The 8,338-nt window shown below is 70.9% G+C and carries 5 protein-coding genes; all 5 read left to right on the top strand.

Annotation, left to right across the window (positions count from 1 at the left end; genetic code table 11):
- Positions 1 to 8 precede the first annotated feature (8 nt).
- The 5 genes from ACFVRO_RS01610 to ACFVRO_RS01590 all read left to right on the top strand — a co-directional run bounded on the left by ACFVRO_RS01610 (position 9) and on the right by ACFVRO_RS01590 (position 8,300).
- Positions 9 to 716, top strand: a complete 708-nt coding sequence (locus ACFVRO_RS01610) for a hypothetical protein (protein WP_223587192.1) — start codon at positions 9 to 11, stop codon at positions 714 to 716.
- A complete protein-coding gene (locus ACFVRO_RS01605; RefSeq protein WP_386948519.1) occupies positions 713 to 2,251 on the top strand; it encodes an RDD family protein in 1,539 nt (512 codons plus the stop codon). The genes ACFVRO_RS01610 and ACFVRO_RS01605 overlap by 4 nt, the downstream gene beginning before the upstream one ends.
- Positions 2,252 to 2,294: 43 nt before the next feature.
- On the top strand, positions 2,295 to 6,806 hold the full coding sequence (locus ACFVRO_RS01600; RefSeq protein WP_386948516.1) for an FtsK/SpoIIIE domain-containing protein: 4,512 nt from the start codon (positions 2,295 to 2,297) through the stop codon (positions 6,804 to 6,806).
- Positions 6,807 to 6,857: 51 nt separating this feature from the next.
- Positions 6,858 to 7,901, top strand: coding sequence for a hypothetical protein (locus ACFVRO_RS01595; RefSeq protein ID WP_386948513.1), 1,044 nt, complete (start codon positions 6,858 to 6,860; stop codon positions 7,899 to 7,901).
- 111 nt (positions 7,902 to 8,012) lie between these two features.
- Positions 8,013 to 8,300, top strand: coding sequence for a WXG100 family type VII secretion target (locus tag ACFVRO_RS01590; RefSeq protein ID WP_105673989.1), 288 nt, complete (start codon positions 8,013 to 8,015; stop codon positions 8,298 to 8,300).
- The last annotated feature ends 38 nt before the right edge of the window (positions 8,301 to 8,338 follow it).

Raw genomic sequence — 8,338 nt, 5'->3', positions numbered from 1 at the left:
CGAGCGGCGTGACCGTCGAGTTCGCCGGGGAGTTCTTCCCGCTGGAGCGCGGCGGTCGGTTCGTGGTCGGTCGAGAGGGCGACCTGGAGCTGGACGACAACCTCTTCCTGCACCGCCACTTCCTGGAGATCACGGATGCCGACGGCCTGTGGTGGCTGTCGAACGTCGGCACGCGCCTCACGGCGACGGTGACGGACTCGGCCGGCGGGGTGCAGGCCTGGCTCGCGCCGGGCGCCCGGCTGCCGCTCGTGTTCGAGATGACGACGATCGTGTTCAGCGCGGGCCCCACGACCTACGAGCTGACGGTGCACGCCGCCGAGCCGACCTTCCGCGCCACGCGCCGTGAGCACGACGACGGCGGCGCCTCGACCATCGGCGACGTGCCGCTCACCCTCAGCCAGAAGCTGCTGATCCTCGCACTCGCGGAGCCGCAGCTGCGCAGAGACGGCACCGGGATGAGCGACATCCCGACATCCGCGAAGGCCGCAGAGCGCCTGGGATGGACGGTCACCCGCTTCAACCGCAAGCTCGACAACGTGTGCGACAAGTTCGACCGCGTCGGCGTCCCCGGCATGCGCGGAGGACAGCGCCTGCTCGCGACCAACCGCCGAGCGCGTCTCGTCGAGCACGTGATCGCCTCGCGTCTGGTGACGAAGGACGACCTGCCGCTGCTCGACACGGCGCACGCCGACGAGGCAGAGGGGGAGTCCGAGTGATCTGGGAGATCGACGATCACGCCCCGGTGATCGAGGGCCTCGACGCGCACGGACGCCCTGATCCCGCCTATGCCGCCTCGCTCGGACTCCGTGCGGCAGGACGAGGAGCCCGCGTGCTCGCGGCGCTGATCGAATGGCTCGTCGCCGTGCTCATCGCCCTGCCGGCGATCATCGTCCTCACACCTCCGCTCACGCAGGCTCTCGCGGGCACCCTCGACCTGGGATCCGTCTTCGGCGGCGCCAACGGGGTCTGGGCGATCGTGGCCGTCGCCGTGTCACAGGGACTCATGACCGCGTACGTCGTGGTGCAGCTGGTGCTGCACGGACGCAAGGGCGTCACGCTCGGCAAGGCGATCTGCGGCATCCGCTCGGTGAACGTGCGCACGCTGGAGCGGCCCGGATTCTGGCGCGGCGCCGTGGTGCGCTACCTCGTCGCGTATGCGTCGCTGCTGGTGCCGCTCATCGGGCCGCTGCTCGTGATCGCGCTCTCGCCGCTGTTCGACACCGAGCGCCGTGGACGCGGCTGGCTCGACCTGGCGGCCGCGACCTGGTTCGTGGACGTGCGCGGCGGCCTCAACCCCTACGACCAGAAGCGCATGCGCATCGCCCGCAAGCGGGTCAAGACCCCGGAGGTCGAGGAGCAGGCGCCGCTGCCGTCTCTCGCGACGCCGGTCGATCGCGACGCCCCTGCGGAGTACGTGCCGAGCGCCCGTCTGTCCGGCGGCGTGATCGGCGCACACCGCACCTCGGCTCCGGCAGCCCCCGATGCGCCGCAGCCGCCGATCTCCGGTTCCATGGTGTCGGCGGTGCCTCCGTCCCTCGCGACGGGGGCCGCCACGCCCTCGCCGGCCCCTGCGGCTCCGTCCTCCTTCGCGCCTCCCGCCGCGGAGTCCGCGCCGTTCGTGCCTCCGGTGATCGCCCCGCAGCCGACGGGCGCCGTGCCCGCTCCGGTTCCCGCGCCGGCTGCGGTTCCCGCTCCGGCTCCGGTCCCGGCCCCGGTGACTCCGGTGGTGCCAGCTCCGGCCCCGGCGGCCCCGGCGACCCCGGACATGGTCCCTGCGCCTGCTCCGGCCGTGCTGGCCCCGACCCCGCCCCCGCAGACGCCCGCCCCCGCCTCGGCACCGGCCTCCGCTGCAGCCCCGGCTCCCGCCTCAGCACCGGCTTCCGCGCCGGCATCCCCCGCTCCCGCGCCTGCCACCCCGGCCGGAGTGCGCGCCGTCCTCGTGCTCGACACGGGAGAGCGCATCGAGGTCCGCGGCACCACGCTGTTCGGTCGCTCGCCGAGCCCGGCCGCCGGAGAGGGCGAGACCCAGCTCGTCGCGGTGTTCGACGACACCCGCTCGGTGTCGAAGACCCACATCGCCGTGATGCCCGCCCGCCGCGGTCTCTTCGTCGTCGATCGGGCGTCGACCAACGGCAGCGCGATCGTGCGGGGAGGCTCCGAGACGGCGTTGGCGCCCGGCCACCCCGTGGAGCTGAAGGCGGGCGACACGGTGCGGTTCGGCGACCGCACGCTCCAGGTCGAACGGGTATGACGCGACAGTGCAGAACGCGCCTGCGGCGCGGTGAGGACGGACGATGAGAGTCAAGCTGACGTTGCGGCGCCCTTCGGCCCCGCTGACGGATGTCGTCGTGATGGCGGATTCGACGGCGACGGTCGCCGATGTCGCGAGGCAGATCGCCTCGACCGACCCGCTGCGCAGCATCCCCGCCGGCCCCTCCGACGTGCTCACGCTGTCGGTCGCACCGCCCACCAGCGATCAGCTGACCATGCTCAGCCCCGATCTCCTCGTCGGGGACGCCCCGATCGGCTCCGGATTCCTCGCCGAGGTGGTCAACGTGGGCGCGAACCGCGCCTCGACGGGCTCGGCGAGCGCGCGCCCCGCGGCCGTGCTCACCGTGGTGGCGGGTCCCGCGGCCGGGCAGGAGTTCCCGCTGCCGATCGGTCACTTCATGATCGGCCGCGATCACGCGAACGACGTCGCGATCGCCGATCCGCTGATCTCGAAGCGCCACGCGCGCATCGAGGTCGCCGCGACCTTCGTCGAGCTCGTCGACCTGAACTCCGCGAACGGCATCCTCGTCGACGGCGGTCTCGTGCAGCGCCTGCGCGTCATCCCCGGCCAGCACTTCACGCTCGGCGACTGCGAGTTCGTGGTGCACCTGGTCGGCGACTTCGACGGCTCGGCGTCCGGCGACCCCGTGCTCGAACGCGGCGGCGCCCTGCTGTTCAACCGCAGCCCGCGCGTCGAGGAGCGCTTCACCGGAGAAGACCTCGACGAGCCCCGCTATCCCCGCGACCAGGTGCAGCGCCTCTTCCCCTGGCCGATGCTCGTCGCGCCGGTCCTGCTGGGCGCCGTGACGTTCTTCATGTTCGACAATCCGCGCGCGCTGCTGGTGATCTTCATGTCGCCGCTCATGATGTTCGGCAACTTCATCTCGCAGAAGACCAATCTCGGCCAGCGGCTGCGCAAGGAGGCGGAGTCCTTCGAGGAGCAGTTCGAGCGTCTGGAGGAGAAGCTCTACCACTCCCACCCCAAGGAGCGGGAGGTACGCCAGAACGAGGTGCCCGCCGTCGCCGTCGTCTTCGACGAGGCGATGCGGCTCGGCCCTCTCCTGTGGACCCGTCGCCCTGAGCACTGGAACTTCCTCTCGGTGCGACTCGGCGTCTGCGAAGACGAGTCGCGCACCGCGATCAAGCGCACCGAGACGCCAGAGGCTCTGGTCGAGTACGTCGAGCGCGTCGACCGGCTCGAAGAGCGCTACCGGATGATCAGCGACGTGCCGATCCTCGAATCGCTGCAGAGCGTCGGCTCGATCGGCGTCGCCGGCCCGACGTCGCTCGCGAGCGACGCCCTCCGCGGCATCGCGGTGCAGCTGTTCGGCATGCACTCGCCGAACGAGCTGGTCACCGTGGCCCTCACCGAACCCGGCTGGGCCAACGAGCTCGACTGGCTGAAGTGGCTGCCGCACACGTCCAGCGAGCGCAACCCGTTCAAGGACGTCTCCCTCGCCGACTCGGCCTCCACGGGCGCCGCCCTGCTGTCGGGTCTGGAGGAGATCGTGATGCGTCGCTCCAGGGAGGCGAAGTCGCAGCGGCCGCCCTACGGCGACGACTGGGATCCGATGCTCTTCGGCACCGACGTCAAGCGGGCGGCGGAGGATGCGACGTTCCCCGGCCAGACCGCGATCCTCGTCATCGTCACCAACGATGCGCCGGTCGACCGAGCTCGGCTCACGCAGATCCTCGAGCGGGGCGCCGACGTCGGCGTCTACGGCCTCTTCGTCGCCCCCGTGGTGGCGGCGCTGCCCGCCGCCTGCCGCACCTTCGTCGACGTGAGCCGCGGGCTCGAGCACGCCGCCGTCGGCACCGTGCGCAGCGGCGTCGCGTATCCCGATGTGCAGGTCGAGGGCGTCTCGCACTCGTACATGACGATGTTCGCCAAGCGGCTCGCGCCGGTGGTCGACTCCAGCACGGTGATCGAGGACTCCTCCGACATCCCCAACTCCGTCATGTTCCTGTCGCTGATCGGCGCCGACCTCGCGACAGACCCGAACGCGGTGATCGACCGGTGGCGGCAGAACAACACGATCATCGACCGCTCGGGGGCGCCGCAGTCGCGCCTCAAGAAGGCGGGCAACCTGCGTGCCATCATCGGTCAGTCGCAGACCGACGCCATGACGCTCGACCTGCGCACCCAGGGACCGCACGCCCTCGTCGGCGGAACCACCGGAGCCGGAAAGAGCGAGTTCCTGCAGGCATGGGTGCTCGGCATGGCCGCCGCGCACAGCCCCGACCGCGTCACCTTCCTCTTCGTCGACTACAAGGGCGGCTCCGCGTTCGCGGACTGCGTCGATCTGCCGCACACCGTGGGGCTCGTGACCGACCTGAGCCCGCACCTCGTGCGGCGCGCGCTCACCAGCCTGCGCGCCGAGCTGCACCACCGCGAGCACCTGTTCAACCGCAAGAAGGCGAAGGACCTCCTCGAACTCGAGAAGCGCCGCGACCCCGAGACGCCGCCCGCGCTCGTGCTCGTGATCGACGAGTTCGCCGCGCTCGCCGGAGAGGTCCCGGAGTTCGTCGACGGCGTCGTCGACATCGCCCAGCGCGGGCGGTCCCTCGGCATCCACCTCATCATGGCCACCCAGCGTCCGGCCGGCGTCATCAAGGACAACCTCCGCGCCAACACCAACCTGCGCGTCGCGCTGCGCATGGCCGACGAGTCGGACTCGAAGGACGTCGTGGACGACCCGGTGGCGGCATCCTTCCCTCCGTCCCTCCCCGGCCGCGGCATCGCCAAGACCGGACCGGGGCGTCTGGTGCCCTTCCAGTCCGCCTATGCGGGTGGCTGGAGCACCGACGAGGTGCAGGCCGCCGAGGTCAAGGTGGCGGAGCTGCGGTTCGGCTCCATCCAGACCTGGGAGGCCGAGCAGGCGCCCGAGTCGGACTCGCACGACGAGGACCTCGGCCCGAACGACCAGAAGCGCATCGTCGCGACGCTCGTGAAGGCGGCGACCGCCGCCCGCATCCCCGCACCTCGGCGCCCGTGGCTGGACGACCTCGAGCGGGCCGTCGACATGCGCGATCTGCCCGTGCTCGGCGACGGGCAGATCCTGCTCGGCAAGATGGACGTGCCGGAGCGCCAGCTGCAGGAGCCGGCGTACTTCCACCCCGACAAGGACGGCTCGCTGCTCGTCTACGGCACCAGCGGCTCCGGCAAGTCGACCGTGCTGCGCACCCTGGCGATCGCTGCCGGGTTCGACCCCGCCCGGTCGAACGTCGAGGTCTTCGGGCTCGACTTCGGCTCCGGCTCGCTCAAGAGCCTCGAAGAGCTCCCGCACGTCGGCTCGATCATCTCGGGTGACGACGCCGAGCGCGTGCAGCGCATCCTGCGCTCGCTGTCGAGGGTGCTCGATGACCGCGGCAAGCGGTTCAGCGCGGCGAACGCGTCGAGCCTGACGGAGTACCGCGAGATCACCGGCACGGCCGAGTCGCGCATCCTGCTGCTGATCGACGGCTTCCCCCAGTTCCGCAGCGAGTGGGAGTCGACGACCGCGAGGATGCCGTTCTACCAGACGTTCATGCGGATCCTCGGCGAGGGACGGCCGCTCGGCGTCCACGTGATCGCGAGCGCGGATCGCTCGGGCTCCGTGCCGACGGCCGTGAGCGCGAACGTGTCGCGCCGGGTCGTGCTGCGTCTGTCCGACGAGTCGGGCTACGCGATGCTGAACGCGCCCAAGGACGTGCTCGACGAGCGCTCCGCGCCGGGGCGCGCGATCGTCGACGGGCTGGAGACCCAGATCGCCACCCTCGGCGGGACCCCCAACGTGGCGGAGCAGACGAAGCTGCAGGGCGTGCTCGCCGCGGAGCTGCGTGCCGCCGGAGCCCGCGAGGTCGCCGAGATCGGCGCGCTGCCCACGCGGCTCTCGCCGCGGGAGCTGCCGGACCGCATCGGGGAGTTCCCCGTGCTCGGCATCGCTGAGGACACACTGGCCGCACGCGACTTCGACCCGGTCGGCACGTTCGTGGTCGCGGGGCCGCCGCAGTCGGGCAAGACGAACGCGCTCAAGGCGATCATCGGATCGATGCGCCGCTTCGACCCCGAGATCAAGCTGTTCCACTTCGGCGGTCGGCGTGCGCAGCTCAAGGAGTACGCCGACTGGACGCGCAGCGCCGTCACGCCGGAGGACGCGAAGGAGCTCGCGAAGGAGATCGCCGAGATCGCCGTCGACGAGACGGTCCCCGTGCGGATGCTGATCGTGGTGGAGGACGTGCCGCAGTTCGCCGACGGACCCGCCGAGCGCGAGATGAAGGCGCTGTTCCAGGCGATCAACCGCAGCGATCACCTGCTGATCGGCGATGCCGACGTCACGCAGGTGACCAGCGGATTCGGCTTCATCGGAGACTTCAAGGCCGGACGCAAGGGCATCATCCTCAAGCCCGACGCCTTCGACGGCGACGCCGTCTTCAAGGTGCCCTTCCCGAAGGTCAAGCGCACGGACTTCCCCGACGGCCGCGGCATCTTCGTGCAGGCCGGACGTCAGGTCACGGTGCAGATGCCGCTCGTCGAGGGCGAGCGGACGGCGTGAGCGCGCGGCGGCGCGGATGCCGCCGCCGCTGAGACGCAGGAAGGTGGAACGATGCCCGTGAGCTTCGACATGTCGGCGCTGAGTGCGCCGGTCGACCCCGCCGTCGCGCACCGCGAGTTCCAGGAGCGGATCGATCGTGAGGGGCGCCGGACCGGTGCCAGGGTCGGCATGGCCTGGTCCGTCTTCCAGACCGTCGTCCTCGTCGCCGGTGGCGGCATCCTGGCGGCGCTGGCCGTCGTGGCGGTGCAGCTCGCCTTCGGCGGGGAGGGGCTGAACGCGGCGACCGTGATCATCGCGGCGCTCGTGGTCGCACCGCTCGCCGTCGCACGGGTGCGGTCGTACCGGACGGGTCCGGATGCCGTGGAGGCCGACGTGTACCGGCTGACGAGGTTCGCCGCCGCGAACGGCCTCTCCCACGTGCTGGCCGAGAGCGACCCCGACCTCCCCGCCGCACTGTTCCAGGTGGGCGGCGCACGGGTCGCGAGCGACGTGATGGTCGCGGCCTCGCCGCGCAGGTTCGAGGTCGCCAACTACTCCTACGAGACGTGGACGGCCCGCACACGGATGCCGCGGAGCGCGACGTTCGCGGTGCTCGAGTCGGGGATCCCGCTTCCGGCGATGACGATCAGGGCCGCATCCCCCAGCGATCAGGCGGGGGCGTGGGCGCCGCAGCCGCAGCAGACGCCGCTGCCCTTCGAAGGCGGGTTCGGTTCCACGTTCCGTGTCTTCTGCGCCGTGGAGGACGCTGATCGCGTCCGCGCCGTGCTCACGGAGCCCGTGCAGACCGCGCTGATCGCGCTGGTGCGCCACGGCGATGTCGAGATCGCCGGCGGGAGCGTCTTCTTCCTCGCGCGGAGGCAGCTTCGACTCGCCGACGTCGCGTTCTGGGAGTGGGTCGAGGACCTCGTGGCGATGGTGGATGCCGTCGATGACGGCGGCGTGCGGGTGGGCGCATCCGCCGATCCGGCGCGGCGCGTGCGGCGCGAAGCGCTGTTCGATGGGCGCAGGAGCAGCAGGCCGTTCGTGCTCGGCTGCCTCCTTCCGCTGGTTGTCGGACTCGCGGCGGCGGCGCTCGTCACGGCGTTCTCGCACTGAGAGACGGCGGATGGGGAGTTGTGCCCATCGCGGTGGGGGGTGTTGTTTCGTAAAGTTGGTGGTGTCGGGCCGGAGAGGTCCGGTCCAATTCGATTACCGGAGGTGTGGACGATGGCCGATTTCGGTGCGTCTTATGCGGAGATGGAGCAGGTGGCGTCGTCGCTGTCGCAGGCTCGTGATGACATTCAGGGGCAGCTGGATTCTCTGAAGTCTCAGGTGGACACCCTGCTGGGTGAGGACTTCAAGACGCAGCATGCGTCGGGCAAGTTCGGTGAGGGTTACGGGGAGCTGACCACGGGTCTGAAGACCGCGGTGGATGGTATCAACGACATGTCCGAGTCGCTGCTGGGCATGATGCGTGCGATCCAGGACCTGGACACGCAGCTCGCCGGCGGCTGACACGCTGCTGCAGGATCTTCGGGGGTCGGCCGAGAGGC

Origin of the sequence: Microbacterium sp. NPDC057944 (assembly GCF_042887445.1) — a bacterium.
GTDB lineage: Bacteria > Actinomycetota > Actinomycetes > Actinomycetales > Microbacteriaceae > Microbacterium > Microbacterium natoriense.
The sequence above is the reverse complement of the archived record's forward strand: the minus strand, read 5'-3'. Positions and strand labels throughout refer to the sequence as shown.

Coding starts and splice junctions, on each gene's coding strand:
- ACFVRO_RS01600 (WP_386948516.1), top strand. CDS start 2,295: ATGAGAGTCAAGCTGACGTTGCGGCGCCCTTCGGCCCCGCTGACGGAT.
- ACFVRO_RS01595 (WP_386948513.1), top strand. CDS start 6,858: ATGCCCGTGAGCTTCGACATGTCGGCGCTGAGTGCGCCGGTCGACCCC.
- ACFVRO_RS01590 (WP_105673989.1), top strand. CDS start 8,013: ATGGCCGATTTCGGTGCGTCTTATGCGGAGATGGAGCAGGTGGCGTCG.